Origin of the sequence: Aliidongia dinghuensis (assembly GCF_014643535.1) — a bacterium.
In the GTDB taxonomy this organism is placed as follows: domain Bacteria; phylum Pseudomonadota; class Alphaproteobacteria; order ATCC43930; family CGMCC-115725; genus Aliidongia; species Aliidongia dinghuensis.
The window spans coordinates 306,451-323,499 of record NZ_BMJQ01000006.1 but is presented as its reverse complement, the minus strand read 5'-3'; the positions used below and the strand labels follow the sequence as shown (position 1 = coordinate 323,499).

At 68.1% G+C, this 17,049-nt stretch carries 14 protein-coding genes; 7 read left to right on the top strand and 7 right to left on the bottom strand.

The window, feature by feature from the left end:
• Positions 1–143 precede the first annotated feature (143 nt).
• Complete coding sequence (locus IEY58_RS34625) at positions 144–272, top strand: hypothetical protein (protein ID WP_268237572.1); 129 nt, start codon at positions 144–146, stop codon at positions 270–272.
• On the opposite strand, the gene IEY58_RS13805 is transcribed toward IEY58_RS34625, so the two are convergent.
• Together IEY58_RS13805 and IEY58_RS13800 are read right to left on the bottom strand one after the other, a co-directional pair.
• A complete protein-coding gene (locus tag IEY58_RS13805) occupies positions 269–3,031 on the bottom strand; it encodes a TonB-dependent receptor (protein ID WP_189046641.1) in 2,763 nt (920 codons plus the stop codon). The genes IEY58_RS34625 and IEY58_RS13805 overlap by 4 nt on opposite strands.
• 164 nt (positions 3,032–3,195) lie before the next feature.
• Positions 3,196–4,074 (bottom strand): alpha/beta fold hydrolase, encoded by an 879-nt coding sequence (locus IEY58_RS13800; protein WP_189046639.1) that lies wholly within the window; start codon positions 4,072–4,074, stop codon positions 3,196–3,198.
• On the opposite strand from IEY58_RS13800, the gene IEY58_RS13795 reads away from it, so the two are divergent.
• Positions 4,073–4,330: a bifunctional DNA primase/polymerase gene (locus IEY58_RS13795; protein WP_189046637.1), complete on the top strand. Its 258-nt coding sequence runs from the start codon at positions 4,073–4,075 to the stop codon at positions 4,328–4,330. The genes IEY58_RS13800 and IEY58_RS13795 overlap by 2 nt on opposite strands.
• Positions 4,327–5,727 (top strand): MFS transporter, encoded by a 1,401-nt coding sequence (locus IEY58_RS13790; RefSeq protein ID WP_229743712.1) that lies wholly within the window; start codon positions 4,327–4,329, stop codon positions 5,725–5,727. The genes IEY58_RS13795 and IEY58_RS13790 overlap by 4 nt, the downstream gene beginning before the upstream one ends.
• Positions 5,728–5,750: 23 nt before the next feature.
• Here the strand turns inward: IEY58_RS13790 and IEY58_RS13785 are convergent, their stop codons facing one another.
• Positions 5,751–6,509, bottom strand: a complete 759-nt coding sequence (locus IEY58_RS13785; RefSeq protein WP_189046635.1) for a phosphoribosyltransferase — start codon at positions 6,507–6,509, stop codon at positions 5,751–5,753.
• Positions 6,510–6,881: 372 nt separating this feature from the next.
• Between IEY58_RS13785 and IEY58_RS13780 the strand changes: the two genes are divergently transcribed.
• Together IEY58_RS13780 and IEY58_RS13775 are read left to right on the top strand one after the other, a co-directional pair.
• Complete coding sequence (locus tag IEY58_RS13780; RefSeq protein ID WP_189046633.1) at positions 6,882–7,433, top strand: RNA polymerase sigma factor; 552 nt, start codon at positions 6,882–6,884, stop codon at positions 7,431–7,433.
• Positions 7,433–8,209 carry a hypothetical protein gene (locus IEY58_RS13775; RefSeq protein WP_189046631.1) on the top strand — a complete coding sequence of 259 codons (777 nt, stop codon included), beginning with the start codon at positions 7,433–7,435 and terminating at the stop codon, positions 8,207–8,209. The genes IEY58_RS13780 and IEY58_RS13775 overlap by 1 nt, the downstream gene beginning before the upstream one ends.
• Before the next feature lie 6 nt (positions 8,210–8,215).
• On the opposite strand, the gene IEY58_RS13770 is transcribed toward IEY58_RS13775, so the two are convergent.
• On the bottom strand, positions 8,216–9,583 hold the full coding sequence (locus IEY58_RS13770) for a DUF1329 domain-containing protein (protein WP_189046629.1): 1,368 nt from the start codon (positions 9,581–9,583) through the stop codon (positions 8,216–8,218).
• Positions 9,584–9,684: 101 nt separating this feature from the next.
• Between IEY58_RS13770 and IEY58_RS13765 the strand changes: the two genes are divergently transcribed.
• Both IEY58_RS13765 and IEY58_RS13760 read left to right on the top strand, forming a co-directional pair.
• Positions 9,685–11,322 carry a DUF1302 domain-containing protein gene (locus IEY58_RS13765; protein ID WP_189046627.1) on the top strand — a complete coding sequence of 546 codons (1,638 nt, stop codon included), beginning with the start codon at positions 9,685–9,687 and terminating at the stop codon, positions 11,320–11,322.
• Between the two features lie 7 nt (positions 11,323–11,329).
• Entirely contained in the window at positions 11,330–11,785 is a 456-nt protein-coding gene (locus IEY58_RS13760; RefSeq protein ID WP_189046625.1) for a cupredoxin domain-containing protein, read from the top strand.
• Between the two features lie 9 nt (positions 11,786–11,794).
• Here IEY58_RS13760 and IEY58_RS13755 read toward each other — a convergent pair whose 3' ends face one another.
• The 3 genes from IEY58_RS13755 to IEY58_RS13745 form a co-directional block, all read right to left on the bottom strand.
• Positions 11,795–13,828 carry an acyl CoA:acetate/3-ketoacid CoA transferase gene (locus tag IEY58_RS13755; RefSeq protein WP_189046623.1) on the bottom strand — a complete coding sequence of 678 codons (2,034 nt, stop codon included), beginning with the start codon at positions 13,826–13,828 and terminating at the stop codon, positions 11,795–11,797.
• Between the two features lie 51 nt (positions 13,829–13,879).
• Positions 13,880–15,271, bottom strand: coding sequence for a GntP family permease (locus IEY58_RS13750; RefSeq protein ID WP_189046621.1), 1,392 nt, complete (start codon positions 15,269–15,271; stop codon positions 13,880–13,882).
• 264 nt (positions 15,272–15,535) lie between these two features.
• Entirely contained in the window at positions 15,536–16,969 is a 1,434-nt protein-coding gene (locus IEY58_RS13745; RefSeq protein WP_189046619.1) for a sigma-54 interaction domain-containing protein, read from the bottom strand.
• Positions 16,970–17,049 lie beyond the last annotated feature (80 nt).

The following is a 17,049-nucleotide window of genomic DNA, read 5'->3' as shown; positions in this document are numbered from 1 at the left end:
AGCGGACCGGCGGGTTGGCGCAGCGCATTGAGCCGCTGCCGATTTCACGGGAACCCGGGACATTTCGATGAAAAGCGTGCCAGCCCCGGGCCGTGCGCCCCGGGACAAGGGCGTGGGCTCGGTCCGCGCGATCATGGAACGATTTGGCGCCGTTGTCTCTGGGCTCGTCGCCTCATGCTTGGGCAGAAGCCCCGTTTGCCGTCGCCTTCCTCGCCTCCGGCGCGGCGCGCTCGGTCACCGGCGACACGCTCAGGGTCGACGGCGCCGGCTAGAACCGCACCACCGCCTTCGCATAGAAGAACCGGCCAATGACGTCGTAGGTGTATTCGCTCGTGTTGACCGTGCCGTCGTCATAGAACGGCGGGTTCTTGTCGAACAGGTTGTCGATGCCGGCGATGAGCGTGACCCGGCCCAGCTGATAGCTGCCGACGATGTCGTGGTAGAACACGGCGGCCGTCCGGTTGCCGGTCTCGGCCAGGTCGGCACCCAGCGCGTGGACGCCGCCGATGAAGCGGGTGGTCCAGGCGAAGCGTGCGGGCCCGAGCTCGTATGACAGGGTCCCGGTCGAGCGGAAATGCGGGATCGAGCCCGGGTTGGTGGCGCTGGTCGGCTGATCGACGGTGCCGGCCAATTGGACGAACTTGCCGCCGGCGCCGGCTTGGGCGAGATAGCTGAAGGTGAAGGTCGAGGCGTCGGTCAGCTCGATATGGCCGTTGTCGCCGAGGCCGAGCGCCTTCACGTCGAAGCCATAGTCGACGGCGACGTCGAGGCCGTTGGTCTTGACCGCCCCCTGGTTCGCCTCGATGTCGTTGACGGTCGTAAGGTTGCCGGCGCCGCCGCGCGGGCTGATCAGCCGGCAGAGCGGGTCGCTCAAGCCCGCGCTCTCATAGCAGGTCTGGACGATGGTCGTGGCGCTCAGCGCCGAAATCGCATTGCGCACATAGATATTGAAATAGTCGGCCGTGATCGACAGGCCGGGAATGAAGCGCGGCGTCAGCACCGTGCCGAACGTCCAGTTCTGTGACGTCTCCGGCTGGAGCTTCGGGTTGCCGCCCAGAAGCGTGTTGTAGTTGTTGGTCGGCTGCGCGTAATTCGCCGGCAGGCCTTGCGCCCGGCAGTTCGCGGCCACGACCGGGTTCGCGGTCAGGCCGGCGCCGGCGTCGCAGGGATCGTTGAACGCGTTCGAGACCGACGTCCGGCCAAGGTAAAGCTCGCTGATCGACGGCGCGCGGAAGCCGGTCGAGCGGGCGCCGCGCAGGCGAATGTCCGGTGTCAGCTGCCAGTCGAGGCCGGCCTTCCAGGTGACCGCGTCGCCGAAGTTCGAATAGTTCGAATAGCGCATGGAGCCGCTCGCGTCGAACTCATGGACGAGCGGCAGATCGGCAAGGAGCGGCGCCTTGAACTCGAGAAATCCTTCACGCACGCTGTAGCCGCCGGCGGTTGGTTCCGTGTCGGCGCCCTGCTGGTTGCCCGCGAGCGTCACGGCGTCCGGCGTGTAGGCGCCGCTCAAGCGCCGGTAGGCGCCGCCGATGGCGAGGCTGAGCGGGCCCGCCGGCAGGTTGGCGACATCGCCCGTGATCGTGCCGTCGACCGTGTGCTGCTCGAAATCGGCCGACGATTGCGAGGTATAACGCAGATAGTCGATGGCGCCCTGCGTCAGGCTGTGCGGGCCGAACATGTTGGCGAGCCCGCAGCCGGCGGCGACATCCGCGGCGGAGCAGGGGACGAGCCCCACCTCCTGCTCCGCATGGGTGAAGTTGAGCGCGTTGGTCGTCTTGAACTGCTCGCTCGCCCGGCCATAGCCATAGGAGACGTCCCAGTCGTAGCGGCCCCAGATCGTGCCGCGCAGTCCGGAGAGGATGCGATAGGTCGTGGCGTCGACATTGCCGATCTCGTTGCCGACCTGCGAGAAGAGCTTGCTCAACACAATGTTCTCGCCGAACGGATTGCCGGGGGCGCTCGCCGGCACGACGAAGCCATTCGGGTACTTGAGCGTGACCGGCGTCAGCCCGAGCGTCGCCGGGCCCTTCTGCGTTTCAGACTGGCGGTCGGTGAACAGGATCTCGCCATAGGCGGTCACGTCGGGCGTCAGGTCCCACTGGCCGAGCGCATTGGCGCTGACGCGCGACTGGCCGATGGTGAGGCCGTTGTTGGTCGAGAGATCGTAGCGGTCGGCGGCCGAATAGGGGTGGAACGCGCCGTCGTCGCCGAACACCCATTGCTTCGAGCTGAGCCCGGTCGCGGGATCGGTGATTTTCTTGGGCAGCACGGCGATGCCGCCCGCGTTGCGGAACACGGTCAGGCTGCCGTTGGGCTCGATCGGCAGGAACTGGTCGCGCGCCCAGGTGCGCGTGCGCTGCAGGATCGGGTCGGTCTCCTGCCCTTCGACGTTCAGCATCAGGTTGCCGCGGTCGAACGTGTGGCCGACCGTCGAGCTCAGGTCCCAGCTCGTGCCGTCGGCATGGGTCGAGGTGCCGGTCTCGGCGGAGGCCTCGACGCCATCGAAATTCTTCTTCAGCACGATGTTGATGACGCCGCCGATCGCGTCGGAGCCATAGATGGTGGAGGCCCCGTCGCGCAGGATCTCGACATGGTCGATGAGCGAGAGCGGGATATTGCCGAGGTCGACCGCCTCGGACGTGCCGGTGCTGCTCGGCGGGAAGCGCTTGCCGTCGACGAGGACCAGCGTGCGCGCCGGCCCGAGGTTGCGCAGATCGACGAAGTTATTGCCCGAGCCACCGGCGGTGCCGACGGAGTTTTGCGCGCTCGTCAGGCCCTGGAAGCCCAAGGCCGGCACCTTGTCCAGATACTGCTGCAGCGTGATGGCGCTCGACTGCTGCAATTCTTCGGCGGTGACGACGGTCACCGGCTGTTCGCTCGATAGGTCCGCGGATTTGATCGCCGATCCGGTGACGACGATCGTCTCGTTGACGATCGCTTCGGCCGGCTCATCCGCGTGGCCCGGCGCTGCCGCGCCCAGGACCAGGGTTGCGGACAAGGCAATGCGAATGCGAAAGCCGTTGAGGCGCATGGGCGATCTTCCAGCATGGGGATTTTGGGAGGAATGGGCTGCGAAGATGCGTGCGCCCCGGAACGGTCGCGGGACTAAAGCACCGATTCTTTACGCTTTTTCGATGCGGGCTGTGTCTTGCCGGGGCGATCTCCTGCCCCGGTCGGGCCGGGTCCGCGCGGCGCTCAGGCCGTCCGCATGATCTCGCCGGAAATGGCGCGCGGGTCGCGCGGCAGCCAGCGGCCGGCCTCGACCTGGGCGATGAATTCGGCGAGCTGGGCGTTGAAGGCGGCCGGCTCTTCGAGATTAAGCGTATGGCCGGTCTTCGGGAAGATTGCGAGGCCTGAGGCCGGGATCGTCTTCTTGAGGAAGAGACCCGGCTGCAGGCAATGATCGTCCTCGTCGCCGACCATGACCAGGGTCGGCACCGTCATGCGTTTCAGCTCGTCCTCCAGGTCCCAGAGCGACGGCCGGCGCGCCTGCACACCGCGCATGGTGAGCGCGGCGCCCAGGTCCGAGTGGGTCGCGAGCCGGTCGGCGAACTCCTGCCAGCCGCGCGGGTCCTTGTTCTGGAATTGCACGCGGCTGGCGCCGACGGCGTAGGTCTTGGCGAAGACTTCAGCCCCCAGGCGCTCGAAATTATCCGCGACCTCGCGCGAGTTGCTGCGGAAATGCGCCTCGTACGCCTTCTCGGCACCGTAGCCGGCACCGGCGACCGTGAGCGACAGGGCCCGCTCGGGCGTGCGCAGGCCGAAATGCACGGTCGCGAAGCCGCCCATCGACAGGCCGACAATATGCGCCTTCGGGATGCCGAGGCCGTCGAGCACGGCCACAGCATCGTCGGCCGCTATCGCCTGGGAATAGGCCTCCGGATCCGTCGGGATGTCGGACGGGGCGTAGCCCCGGGCAGCGTAGACGATGCAGCGATGGCGGCGGGCGAAGAAACGCAGCTGCGGCTCCCAACTGCCGTGATTGCCGGCGAACTCGTGAATGAACAGGATGGGCGTGCCGGCGCCGGCCGCCTCCACATGCAGGCGGACGCCGTCCTTCGCGGTGACGAACATGGCGGAACTCCTCGGCGTTGCGGGGGAATTCGTTGAAGCTGCGGGGCTCCACAATGCGGGCCGGCAGCAGGCCACGGAATTGTTCCATCCAGGCGGGCGGCATGGAAGGGCTGATCTTCCCGAAAAGCCGTTCGCGATCGACGATCCGGGCGGCATGATCGGGCGCGAAATGCACCCCTGGGGCTCCATCATGGCCGCCATCGAGCGAGCCGGCGACATCATCATGGATTTCGAGCCGGCGGAGGGCGTGCCGTGAGCCCCGAAGCGCCCGGTGCTGCGGCGCCGCTCCCCAATCGCGCCGCGGCCGACGGCCTGCCGATTCCGCAGCGCTACTGGTCGGTTCTTACCATCTGGATCGGCCTCGTCATGGCCGTGCTCGATTCCGCGATCGCCAATGTGGCGCTGCCGACGATCGCGCGCGACCTCGCGGCGGAGCCGGCCGAGTCCGTCTGGGTCGTCAGCGCCTATCAGCTGACCATCGTCGTTTCGCTGCTGCCGCTCGCGGCGCTCGGCGGCGCCATTACCTATCGCCGGGTTTATTTGAGCGGCGTCGTCGCTTTCACGATCGCGTCGCTTGGCTGCTCGCTCGTCCATTCGCTGCCGGCGCTGGCGCTGATGCGGGCGCTGCAGGGCTTCGGCGCGGCCGGCGTCATGAGCGTGAACGGCGCGCTGCTGCGCTTCACCTATCCGGCCGCACGGCTCGGGCGGGGCGTGGGATTCAACGCGCTCGTCGTGTCGATCTCGGCCGCGGTCGGGCCGAGCGTGGCCTCGGCCATCCTGGCGGTCGGGCCCTGGCAATGGCTCTTCGCGGTGAACGTGCCGTTCGGCATCCTGGCGTTCCTGCTCGGCCGCGCGGCGCTGCCGGTGAGCCCGACGGCCGGGCGGCTCGACAAGCGCGGCACGCTGCTCAATATGGCGACCTTCGGCCTCTTGTTCACCGGCGTCGACGTGCTGACGCGCGGCGGCGTTGCCTGGGTCGGCGCCGTGGAGATCGCGGCCGCGCTCGGCGTCGGCGTGCTCCTGGTGCAATGGTCGCGCAAGCAGCCGCACCCGCTGGTACCGATCGATCTGCTCAAGAGCCGCATCTTCACGCTGTCGGTCGCGACCTCGATCGCATCCTTCACGGCTCAGATGCTGGCCTTCGTCTCCATGCCCTTCTTCCTGCAGGGCGTGATGCACCGCGACCAGGTCGAAACCGGCCTGCTCATGACGCCCTGGCCGTGCGCGGTCGGCGTCAGCGCCACGCTGGCAGGCCGCCTGTCCGATCGCTATCCGGCCGCCATCCTCAGCAGCGCCGGCCTGGCGTTGCTGTGCATCGGCCTGGCGTCGCTTGCCCTGCTGCCGGCCGATGCAGGCTCCCAGGACGTGATCTGGCGCATGGCGCTCTGCGGCTTCGGGTTCGGCTTCTTCCAGGCACCGAACAACCGCACCCTCTTGGCCTCGGCGCCGATCCACCGCAGCGGGGCGGCCGGCGGCATGCTGGCGACGGCGCGCCTCATCGGCCAGACGACCGGCGCCACGGTGACCGCGATCTGCTTCCGGGTCGTGGCCGACGCCGAGGGCGTGGCGCTCGCCATCGCGGCGGTCTCGGCAGGACTGGCGGCCGTCGCGAGCCTGTCGCGCCTGACGGCCAAGCCGAGGCGATCCGCCTGACGGCCCGTCGCCCCGGCATGACGTCAGCTGGCCGAACCCTGCCGCCCACCGTCCGGGGGCGTGGCGTCCGGGCCATCGGGGAAATGGCGCCGCGCCCGGTCGAGCAGCTGCAGCACCTCGTCGTCCGATACCTGATCGAAATTCCGATAGAAATGGCCGACGGCATAGAACGGCTCGGGTGTCGCGAGGCAGACGAGCTCGTCGCAGAGGTCGCGCAGTTCCCGTGTTGTTGACGGCGGGGCGACCGGTACGGCCAGGACAAGCCGTGCCGGCTGGCTCTGCGCGATGCCGGCGAGCGCCGCCTTTGCCGTGGCGCCGGTCGCAATCCCGTCATCGACGAGGATGACGAGGCGTCCGGCGGTCTCGAGCGCCGGCGCATCGCCCAGATAGAGCCGGCGCCGCCGTTCGATCTCCTCGAGCGCGCGTTCCTTCGATCCGGCGATGAACTCGGCCGGCGGTTCCAGAAGCTGCACCAGCTTCTCGTTCAGCACCAGGTGCGGATGGGGGCCGCCAACGACCGCGCCCAGCGCCAGCTCCCGATTTCCAGGCGCGCCGATCTTGCGGACGAGCACGAGACCGAGCACGCCGTCGAGCGCTGCCGCGATCTCGTAGGCGACGGGCACGCCGCCGCGGGGCAATGCCAGCACGGCCGGTGCTTCGCCTGGCGTGTTCTGCTGATCAGGCGACTTCAAATGGCTGAGCGCCTTCAAATGGCTAAGCGACCGGGCAAGTTGCCGCCCCGCATCGCGCCGGTCCTCGAAGAGGGGCTCGTCGAAGGCCATGGCATCACCTCGTCCTTCGGGTTCGTGACTTCCGGGTCACCCGCCTGCTCCCCATAATGCACCCTATCGCCGCTTTGCGGGACCCTGGGAGCGCGGCCGATCAGGCCGGGAGCCGCTGCCGGGGTTCGCGACGATGACGCGAGCCTATGGAATAGATTGCGCTATTTTACCGTCCAAGAGCGGAAGGGACCGCGATTGGTTGCGGTCGGTTTCCAGGGTGCCGAGTATGTCGATCTGTCGCGGGGCCGAGGCATGATCTATCGTTTCCCGGGCCGTCGGCGGAGCAACGGCGATGCCGCGCCCGGTATTGGCCCAGGTACTGGCCCAGGTACAGGCAATGGGGCTGACGATGGTCGAGGCGACGGGGAGGCGATGGACTTTCCCGCCCGGCTGCTGAAGGAGCTGCCGCGCCTCCATCGCTATGCAATCGCACTGGTCGGCAATCGGGCGATGGCGGAGGATCTGGTCCAGGATTGCGCGGAACGCGCGCTGCGCTACAGCGGGACGTTGCAGGATCGTTCACGGATTTTCGGCTGGCTGCGGACGATTCTCTATAATCTCTATATGAGCGCGCTCAATGAGCAGCGCAGCCGCGGCACGATGGTCGAACTGGAGCAGACGGCGAATTCGCTCGCCATGAGCCTGCCGCCCGGCGAACGGACCGCGGCCATGGATTTCGTGCGGGCGATGAACGAGCTCAGTGTCGAGCATCGCGAGGTGCTGCTGCTGGTCGGGCTCGAGGGCCTCAGCTATCGCGAGGTTGCAGCGACGCTCGACATCCCGGTCGGCACGGTCATGTCGAGGCTCGCGCGGGCGCGCGCCCAGCTGCGCGGCCGGCTCGAGCTGGCGGACGGTCGGCCACCGTCTCCGTCCAACGGAGTCCCGGCCGGTCCCTCCCATTCCGTCGAAACGGCGGAGGATTGATGATGCAGGAACAGATGATTCCGGACGAGGATCTGAACGCGTTCATTGACGGCGAGCTCGACCCGGCGCGCGCGGCCGACATCGCGGCTGCGCTGGCCGCTCGGCCGGTGCTCGCGGCGCGGGTCGCGGCCCTCCGGGCGGACAAGGCGCAGATCGCACGCATCTATGGGCGGCTTGCGGAAGAACCCCTGCCGGCGGCGCTCGGCGAGGCGATAGCGCGGACCACCATCCGGCAACAGCCGCAGGTCCGGCAGAGAGGCTGGCTACGGCCCGCCGCGTGGGCGATCGCTGCCGCCGCGGTGCTGGCCGCTCTCGGCTGGTTTGGCGCGCCGCTGCTCCGGAGTGCTCCCGCCGACCGGCTGGTCGCCGAGGCGATCGCCGCGCGGGACGGCGCCGAGCGGCCGGCCGAGACGCTCGCCGGCTCGACCTTGCCGCCTCCGGCGGCCCGGGATCAGCTCCTCAGCGCGGCGCTCAAGGTGCCGGTCAAGACACCGAACCTCGAGAAGGCGGGGTTCGCGCTCGATGCGGTCGGCATCTATGGCGACCCGCAGGCCCGGCGCGCCCTCGAGCTCAGCTATCGCGACGGGCGCGGCCGGCGCTTCACGGTCTATCTGCACGGGCCGACCGGCGCCGATGGCTTCGAGCTCCGCCAGTCCGGGGCGACCCGGATCTGCATCTGGCAGAACGACGACCTGAGCGCGGTCATGGTCGGCGAAATGTCGTCGGAGGAGATCCTGCGCGTCGCGAGCCTGACCTATGCGGACCTCAATTTCTAATCTCGCTCACCGCTCGCCGGTCACCGCGAGCGTCTCGGGCGTGAAGTCGCTGGGTGGGTGCGCTGCCGTCTCCTTGAACTGGACCGGCTCGTCGTTGAAGGTGAAGCTCAAGAGATAGCCGCCGCCCAGGAGGTCGTAGATGAACTCGCTGCCGAGCACGACGGCGGGCAGGTCCGGTACGAGATACATGGTCCCGTGACTGAATTTCCACAGCCGTCCGTCGGCGTCCCACGCATCGCAATAGACGGCGAACCAGGTGTCCTCATCCAGATAGAAGCGGCGATGGGGCGCGACGTGGCGATGGCCCGGCGCCAGTACCGCATCGACGACCCAGACGCGATGCAGCTCGTAGCGCAGCGCGTCGGGGGCCGCGTGCTGGGGACCGGCGACCGCGGCCACCGGCTTCAGATAGAAGCGGTTGTTGTTGTAGGGGATGTACATTTCCCGCTTGCCGATGAGCCGGAACTGGTAGCGGTCCGGACTGCCGCTGAAGACGTAATAATCGTCGAAGCTCTCGATGCCCGCCCCGTCTGGCGTCGGCGTGTCGTAGGCGAGCGAGGGCGACTTCCGCACGCGCCGCTCGCCGGGCAGGTATTGCCAGGCCTGCAGGTGATCGCGCGCCATGTTGTTCGGCTGCAGGAGCAGATAACCGCGGCCCGCGAGATCGGCCGGCGCGTTCGTGAGCTCGCGGCGCTTGAAATAGTAAGGGCCGAAGCTATCCGGGGTGGCGCCGGGATAGTAGTATGGGAAATCAACGATCTCCCGATATTGGTTGGTCAGTTCCCGCGTGCCGCCTGCCGCCACGAAGTAGTTGCGTATGCTGTCCTCCCGCGCGGCACCCCAAAAGGCGAGAAGATGGTTCCAGATCGCCTCGAAGCCGTCCTTCGGGATCGGAAAGGGAATGCCGCCCGCGGCCCCCTCCACGCCATAGGCGATGCCTTCCGGTGCGGCATGGGCGCGCGTCGCGTTGGCGAAGATCGCGTCATAGACCGCGCTCGGCGCCGCTGCCGTACGATGGGTCGGATAGACCTCCATGCGATAGTCCGGGAACTTCTCGAAGAGGGCTTTCTGCCCTTCCGGCAGTGCTTCGGCATGGTCCTTGTAGTTCGCTGCGGTGATCGTGAGAATTGGCCGCTCGTCAGCGAAAGGATCGGGCCGCGGCGCCCCTTCGACATAGCCGGGCGGCACGGTCGTGTAGCCGCCGGTCCAGGCCGGGATCTGGCCGTCGGCACTCCCCGCCCGCTCGGCGCCCATGGGTGTCAGCGTCGAGTGCAGCGCCGCCGCCTCCTCCGCGCTGACGGCGGCGTATCCGCGGCTGCCGCAGACGAGCAGCAGGCTCAGCGCCGCTGCGGCAAGAACGGCGGATGTCGCCATGGATCGTCCTCGATGCGGGCCCGGCCGGCGTGCGGGCGGGACACTATAGAGGCCGGCGGTCCCGTAAACTATTGTGCACACTATCGCTCGCGAGCTGCAGCATGACCGCTCGGCTCGGCACCGGTCTCGCGGCACTCGGGCTGCTCGTGACGGCGCCGCTCGCCGCGGCTGAGATCGACACCGGCACGGCCGTCGATCTCAGCTGGGACAATTCGCTGGTGCTGGGCACGATGTTCCAGCCGAATTCCGGGGACGCCAGTGACGGCGGCGGCTGTTATCTGGCGAGCGCCTATGCCCGGGCGTTCGGGACGGGGGAGGCGGGCTGCGGCCGGCGGTACGGCTTCACGTCCGCGCGCGCGACCTGGCAGTCGGAACTCGACGTCGCCTATCGCGGCTTCGGGCTCAGGGCGAGCGGTGATGCCTGGTACGACCCGGTCTACGATCGTTTCGCGACCGAATACGCGCCCGAGACGGCGCCCGAGACGGCGCAGTCGGCGGCGGCCCCTGCGCACCAGTATTTCATCCTGCGCGACGGTTATGCGCGCGACCATGAGGTGGCGCTGCGCGACGCCTTCCTCTACGGCACGATCGCGCGGGACGAGGATCAGCTCCTGTCGTTCCGCCTGGGCCGGCACACGCTGCTCTGGGGCGAAAGCCTGTTCTTCCCGGAAAACGGCATCGCGGCGGGGCAGGCGCCCGTCGACACGTATCTCTACCAGCCGAGCGGCTACGATCGGGCGAACAGTCCGTTCCTGCCGGTCGGCCAGGGCTCGGTGAGCTGGCAGCCCGCGCCCGGGGTGGCACTCGCCGCGTTCTACCAATTCGAATGGCGCCGCAGCCTGATCGCCCCTTACGGCGCCTATGCGAGCGCCGCCCAGATCCTGACCCAGCGCGACGCTGAGACGATCGGGCTCACCGTCCCGGGCGCAGGGCCGCAGCTCTTCCGCCGCGCCCAGGACCAGACGCCGGGCTCCAGCGACCAATTCGGCGTCACGGTCAAATGGACTCACGGCGAATTCGACTACGCGCTCGCCGCCTTGAGCTACAATGCGAAGGAGCCGGAGCTCTACGTCGATCCTTCGGCCGGGCGCTATCGCTTGGCATACCCGAAGGGCATCGAAAGCTTCGGTGCGAGCATCGCGGGGCCGCTCGGCGACGGCAATTTCGCCGCCGAACTATCGGCCCGGCGCGGCATGCCGCTGGTCAACGGCGGCATCCTGGTCCCGCCCGGCGTCGCGGCCGACAACAACGCCCATGCGCTCTATCCGCTGGGTGATACGCTGCATGCCCAGCTCTCCTGGACCACCGAGACGCCGCCCTTGCCCGGCATTCCGGGCGGCGCGCGCTGGAGCACCGAGATCGCGGCCAATCGCCTGCTCGAGGTCACGGCCAATTCCACCCGGCTCATCCCTGGCCGCACGGCGGATGCCGCGGCATTCCGCACAATGTTCGCGCCGCGGTTCTTCCAGGTGCTGCCCGGCCTCGACCTCACGGTGCCGGTCCAGGTCGGCTACAATTTCCTGGGCTTGTCGGAGACCGACCCGGCGATGAACCGCGGCACGGGCGACGTCGGCATTGCCGTCACGGCGACGCTCCGGCAGAGCTGGAAAGCGTCCCTGGGCTTCACCCACTATTTCGGTCACAGCAAGAACGACTTCACGCCGTTCGATCCGGTCGGCGCCCGGCGACGGCTGTCCTACTATGATTTCTTCGCGCTCACCATCGAGCGGAGCTTCTGAGGATCGCATGGCGAAACGATTGATCGCACGACGGGCGCTGATCGGCCTGATGCTGCTTGTTGCGGCCTGCTCCTCGGAACCGTCCACCGGGCCGGTCGGCCCGCAAGCCACGGCGGCGTCAGACGTCGACTGGAGCCGTGCCCAGACGATCCCGGTCCTCATGACCGATTTCGCCTTCTCGCCCGCCAAGCTTGCCCTGCAGGAGCGGACGCCGGTGCGGCTGCGCCTGGTCAACAACGGCAGCGGCGCGCATGATTTCTCGGCGCCGGCGTTTTTCGCCGCGGCCGCCTATCCGGCCGGCGGCCGCGCGCCCGACGGGGGCAAGGTCAACCTCGCCAAGGGCGAAACGGCGGATCTCCTGCTCCTGCCGACGACGCCCGGGACCTATAGCCTGGAATGCACGCACTTCCTGCATGCGCTGTTCGGCATGACGGGCAAGATCGACGTGGCGCCCGCGCGTTAGGCCGCCCCGTTATATCGCCACATCCTGCTCGAAGGCCTCGAGGTGCCGGCGCGCCTCTTCCGCCGTCTCGTAGATGTGCGGGGCGACATGCCGGCGGCTCAGCGCGTCGCCGAGCTTGACGCGCAGGAAGCCGCTCGTCGTGTAGCGCGTGACGTTCGAATAGAACCGGTCCGTCAGGTCCTTGACCATCGCGGAATAGAGGTCGAGCACGTCCGGCAGGATGCTGCAATTGTCGTAATTCACGACGGCGTAGACCTTGTGGCCGAACGGCTCGATCCGCTCTGCCACGATCGCCCGGATCCGCTCGACCTCGGCGGCCGTGCGCACTGTCAGCCCCTCGAAATTGATGAAGAACAGGTTCTGCTGCGGGTCGTAGATGAAGCGCTCTTCGAGCGGCACGGCGAGCAGCGTCTCGCGCAGCCCCATGGGCGCGTCGCGGAAGAGGTACGGGTCCATGAGGCGCGGCGCCACCGGCATCCCCGGGACGAAATCCATGTGCGCCAGGATATCCCGTTCGAGGTCGATGCCCGGCGCGATCTCGACCAGTTCCAGCCCTGCGTCGCCGAGCGTGAAGACGCAGCGCTCCGTCACGTAGAAGACCGGCTGCTGCCGCTCGCGGGCATAGGCGCCGCTGAAGGTGCGATGCTCGACCTCGCGCACGAACTTGCGGTCGCGGCCTTCCGCCAGGATGCGGATCTCACCGTCCTCGATCGCGATGCGCAGGCCGCCCGCGGTGAACGTGCCGACGAACACGACCTTCTTGGCGTTCTGGCTGATGTTGATGAAGCCGCCGGCGCCGGCGAGCTTGCGGCCGAAGCGCGAGACGTTGAGGTTGCCGGCCTGGTCGGCTTGCGCCAAGCCCAGGAAGGCGAGGTCGAGGCCGCCACCGTCGTAGAAATCGAACTGGTAGGGCTGGTCGATCACCGCCTCAGTGTTGACGGCGGCGCCGAAATTGAGGCCGCCGGCCGGAATGCCGCCGATCACGCCCGGCTCGGCCGTGAGCGTGATCAGGTCGATGATCTTTTCCTCATGCGCCACGGTCGCGACCCCCTCGGGCATGCCGATGCCGAGGTTGACGACGCTGTTCGGCAGCAGCTCGAGACTGGCGCGCCGGGCGATGATCTTGCGCTCGTCGAGCGGGGCGGATGCTGCATGGCCCGCAGCCCCCACGAGCGGCGCCTTGATCTCGCCGCTGAAGGCCGGGTTGTAGGCGACGGCGAAGGTCTGCCAATGGTGTTCCGGCTTCTCCGCCACCACCACGCAATCGACGAGGACGCCCGGCACCTTGACCTGGCGCGGGTTGAGTGAGCCGCTGTCGGCGATGCGCTCGACCTGGGCGATGACCACGCCGCCGGAATTATGCGCCGCCATGGCGATCGCCAGCACCTCGAGCGTCAACGCCTCGCGCTCCATGGTGAGGTTGCCCTGCAGGTCGGCCGTGGTCGCCCGGATGACGCCGACGTCGATCGGGAAGCATTTGTAGAGCAGCGCCTCCTGGCCGCCGAGGTTCACGAGCTCGACCAGGTCCTCGGTCGTCCGCTCGTTCATCTTGCCGCCGCCGAAGCGCGGGTCGACGAAGGTGCCGAGGCCGACCCGCGTCAGGTGCCCCGGTCGGTGCGCCGCAATATCGCGGAACAGGTGCGAGATGACGCCTTGCGGCAGGTTGTAGGCCTCGATCTGGTTCGAGATGGCGAGGCGCTGCAGCTGCGGCACCAGCCCCCAATGGCCGCCGATCACCCGCCTGACCAGCCCCTCGTGGCCCCAATGGTTGAGGCCGCGCTCCTTGCCGTCGCCCTGGCCCGCGGCATAGACGAGCGTCAGGTTCTTGGGCTTGCCGGTTGCCTGGAGGTGATGCTCCTCGGTCGAGAGATAGAGCTCCTCGAGGGCGATCGCGATGCCTTCGGCAAAGCCGATGCCGACGAAGCCGCCGGTCGCGATCGTGTCGCCATCGCGGATGAGGCGCACCGCGTCATGGGCGGCGACGAGCTTGCCGCGATCCGCGCCGCGCAGCGCCGGCAACAGGGGATGGATGGGCCTGTGCATGGATGCCTCCCCTCGTCGGGCCGTCGCCCGATCTGTTTATGGTTCAGTTGGTCAGACGATGCCGGTCACATAGTAGGTCAGGATCACGACGAAGACGGCCATCGTCTTCAAGCAGGTGACGGCGAAGATGTCCTTGTAGGACTGGCGATGCGTCAGGCCGGTGACCGCCAGCAGCGTGATGACGGCGCCGTTGTGCGGCAGCGTATCCATGCCGCCCGACGCCATGGAGGCGACGCGGTGCAGCACTTCCATCGGGATATGGGCCGCTTGCGCTGCGGCGATGAACTGCTCCGACATGGCGGCGAGCGCGATGCTCATGCCGCCCGAGGCCGACCCGGTGATGCCGGCGAGCGAGGTGACGGAGATCGCCTCGTTGACGAGCGGGTTCGGGATCGCCTTCAGCGCGTCCGAGATCGCAAGGAAGCCCGGGAGCGCCGCGATGACCGCGCCGAAGCCGTATTCCGACGCCGTGTTCATGGCGGCGAGCAGCGCGCCCGCGACCGCCGCCTTGCTGCCCTCGGCGAAGCGCCCGGCCACCTGGCGATAGGCAGTTGCGAGCACGAGCAGGATGCCGATGAGGAGCGCCCCTTCGACGGCCCAGATCGCCGTCACCTGCGAGACCTGCTGCGTCACCGGATGGGCGCCCGGCGTCAGCGTCACGTCGGCCGACGCGCCATACGCATGCGGGATGAAGTCGGTGAACTGCTTGTTGAAGAGGCCGACCGCGATGAGCGGCAGGATGGCCAAGGCGGGGTTGGCGAGCCGTTCCTGGGGCAGTGCCTCCGGCTCGTTGGTGTGGCCGGTGCCGTAGCCCTCGCCGGCGCGGACCGCGGCGCGGCGGCGCCATTCGAGATAGCTCAAGCCTGCGCCCAGGATGAACAGCGTGCCGATGACGCCCAGCGTCGGCGCCGCCCAGGTGTTGGTCTTGAAAAAGGTGGTCGGGATGATGTTCTGGATCTGCGGCGTGCCGGGCAGCGAATCCATGGTGAAGCTGAAGGATCCGAGCGCGATGGTGCCGGGGATGAGGCGCTTCGGGATGTCGCTCTGGCGGAACATCTCGGCGGCGAAGGGATAAACCGCGAACACCACGACGAACAGCGAGACGCCGCCGTAGGTCAAGACGGCGCAGACCAGCACGATCGACAGCATGGCGCGCGAGCGGCCGACGAGGCTGATGACCGACGAGACGATCGATTGCGAGAAGCCCGATAGTTCGATCACCTTGCCGAACACGGCGCCGAGCAGGAAGACCGGGAAATAGAGCTTCACGAACCCGACCATCTTTTCCATGAACAGGCCGGTGAAGATCGGCGCCACGGCCGAGGGATCGGTCAGGAGGACGGCGCCCAGTGCCGCGACGGGCGCGAACAGGATGACGCTGTAGCCTCGATAGGCGACGAACATCAGAAAGGCGAGGGCCGCCAGGCAAATGACGAGGCTCACGTTGATCTCCTCCCAGTTCCTCGGATCCGCGCTTGACGGCAGACCTTGTCCTCCCGTCTCCGGGAGCGTATCGCCGCCAAGGCAAAGGGTGCGCCAAGTGGTTATAGTGCTTTGATATCGCGCGACAATTCTCGACGGGCAGGCATGAGCGGCGAGCATAAGTGGCCGTTCGGTCTCGAAACGGAGACACCCCGGAACGGTAAACGGCCTCTTGCGCCGGGGACGCCGTTGCAGTTCTGCCGTCTCATGTGCGAGACGACAGTCTCAATATTGAGACAGGCCGAGCTTGGCCAGCTTCTTGTAGAAATTCGCCCGGGACATGCCGAGCAGCTTCGCCGCCTCGGCGGCCTTGCCGCCCGCCGCGGCAAGCGCGGTGGAGAGCGTTGTGCGCTCGAACAGGGCGAGCGCCTCGTCGTAGGACGGCAGGGATGCCGGCGGGGCCGCCCCGTCGGCCTGCTTCGGCAGGATGCCGCGGAAGTCCTCCTCCGTCAGCAGCTGGTTGTCGGAGAGGGCGGCGGCGCGCTCCATGGTGTTGCGCAATTCCCGCATATTGCCGGGCCAATGGTGCCCCGAGAGGGCGACCAGCCCACCGGGCGAGATGCTTCGCACGGCCGTGCCGGTCCGGGCAGCGATCTGGTCGAGGAAGGTCTCGCACAGCGCTTCGAGGTCCGGCTTGATCAGGCGCAGCGGCGGCAGCTCGATGCGGAGCACGTCGAGCCGGTAGTAGAGGTCGGGGCGGAAGCGGCCCTGCTCGACCAGCCGTTCGAGGTCGACATGGGTTGCCGCGATGATCCGGACGTCGATCCGGATCACCTTGTTGGCGCCGAGCGGCTCGATCTCCTGCTCCTGGAGCGCGCGCAAGAGCTTCGCCTGCACGTCGAGCGGCATGTCGCCGATCTCGTCCAGGAACAGCGTGCCGCCGTCGGCGACCTTGAGCTTGCCGTCGCGTCCCTTGCGGTCGGCGCCGGTGTAGGCGCCGGGTGCCGTGCCGAAGAATTCGGCCTCGAGCAGCGCCTCGGGCACGGCCGCGACATTGACCGCGACGAACGGCTTGTCCTTGCGCAGCGACGAGCCGTGGATCGCCTGGGCGAGCAGTTCCTTGCCGGTGCCGGTCTCGCCGGTCAGGAGCACGGTCGCGTCCTGCTGGGCCGCGCGCCGGGCGAGCCGCTTCACCTCCAGCACGGCCGGACTGTTGCCGATATAGTCGGCGAGCGAATAGCGCGGCCGGCGCTCGGCTGCCAGCCGCCGGCGCGCCTCGGCCAGCTCGTTCTGCAACTGCATGAATTTCGCGACCATGGGCTTCAGCGCATGGATCCGGTCGTAGAGCACGAAGCCCACGGCGCCGATCACCCGGCCGGCCTCGTCCTCGAGCGGCATGCGCGTCACGACCAGGGGCTGACTGCCGAACTCCATGATGTCGAGCAGGATCGGCTGGCCGGTCTGCACCACCTGGCGCATCAGGCTGTTCGGGATGATCTCCTCGACGTCGCGCCCGACCGGCGCCTCGGCGCTGGGCAGGCCCAGGAGCGTCGCGTATTTCTCGTTGACCCAGACGACCCGCGCGTGCCGGTCGACGGCGATCGCCCCTTCGCACAGGCGGTCGAGCCGGTCGAACAGCGACTGCATGGCCCGGCGATGGATCGCCGACGCGTCCTGGAAGAACTCTTCACTGGCTTTCGTCGGGTCATGGCTCGGCATGGCGCCATGGTCGGGCCCGCGCCGCCGGCAGGCAAGCAACTTCTGGATGCCGCCCCTCGCTCGTCGAGCAGGCCATGCTG

Coding starts and splice junctions, on each gene's coding strand:
- IEY58_RS13805 (WP_189046641.1), bottom strand. CDS start 3,031: ATGCGCCTCAACGGCTTTCGCATTCGCATTGCCTTGTCCGCAACCCTG.
- IEY58_RS13795 (WP_189046637.1), top strand. CDS start 4,073: ATGGCGGAACTCCTCGGCGTTGCGGGGGAATTCGTTGAAGCTGCGGGG.
- IEY58_RS13800 (WP_189046639.1), bottom strand. CDS start 4,074: ATGTTCGTCACCGCGAAGGACGGCGTCCGCCTGCATGTGGAGGCGGCC.
- IEY58_RS13785 (WP_189046635.1), bottom strand. CDS start 6,509: ATGGCCTTCGACGAGCCCCTCTTCGAGGACCGGCGCGATGCGGGGCGG.
- IEY58_RS13780 (WP_189046633.1), top strand. CDS start 6,882: ATGGACTTTCCCGCCCGGCTGCTGAAGGAGCTGCCGCGCCTCCATCGC.
- IEY58_RS13775 (WP_189046631.1), top strand. CDS start 7,433: ATGATGCAGGAACAGATGATTCCGGACGAGGATCTGAACGCGTTCATT.
- IEY58_RS13770 (WP_189046629.1), bottom strand. CDS start 9,583: ATGGCGACATCCGCCGTTCTTGCCGCAGCGGCGCTGAGCCTGCTGCTC.
- IEY58_RS13765 (WP_189046627.1), top strand. CDS start 9,685: ATGACCGCTCGGCTCGGCACCGGTCTCGCGGCACTCGGGCTGCTCGTG.
- IEY58_RS13760 (WP_189046625.1), top strand. CDS start 11,330: ATGGCGAAACGATTGATCGCACGACGGGCGCTGATCGGCCTGATGCTG.
- IEY58_RS13755 (WP_189046623.1), bottom strand. CDS start 13,828: ATGCACAGGCCCATCCATCCCCTGTTGCCGGCGCTGCGCGGCGCGGAT.
- IEY58_RS13745 (WP_189046619.1), bottom strand. CDS start 16,969: ATGCCGAGCCATGACCCGACGAAAGCCAGTGAAGAGTTCTTCCAGGAC.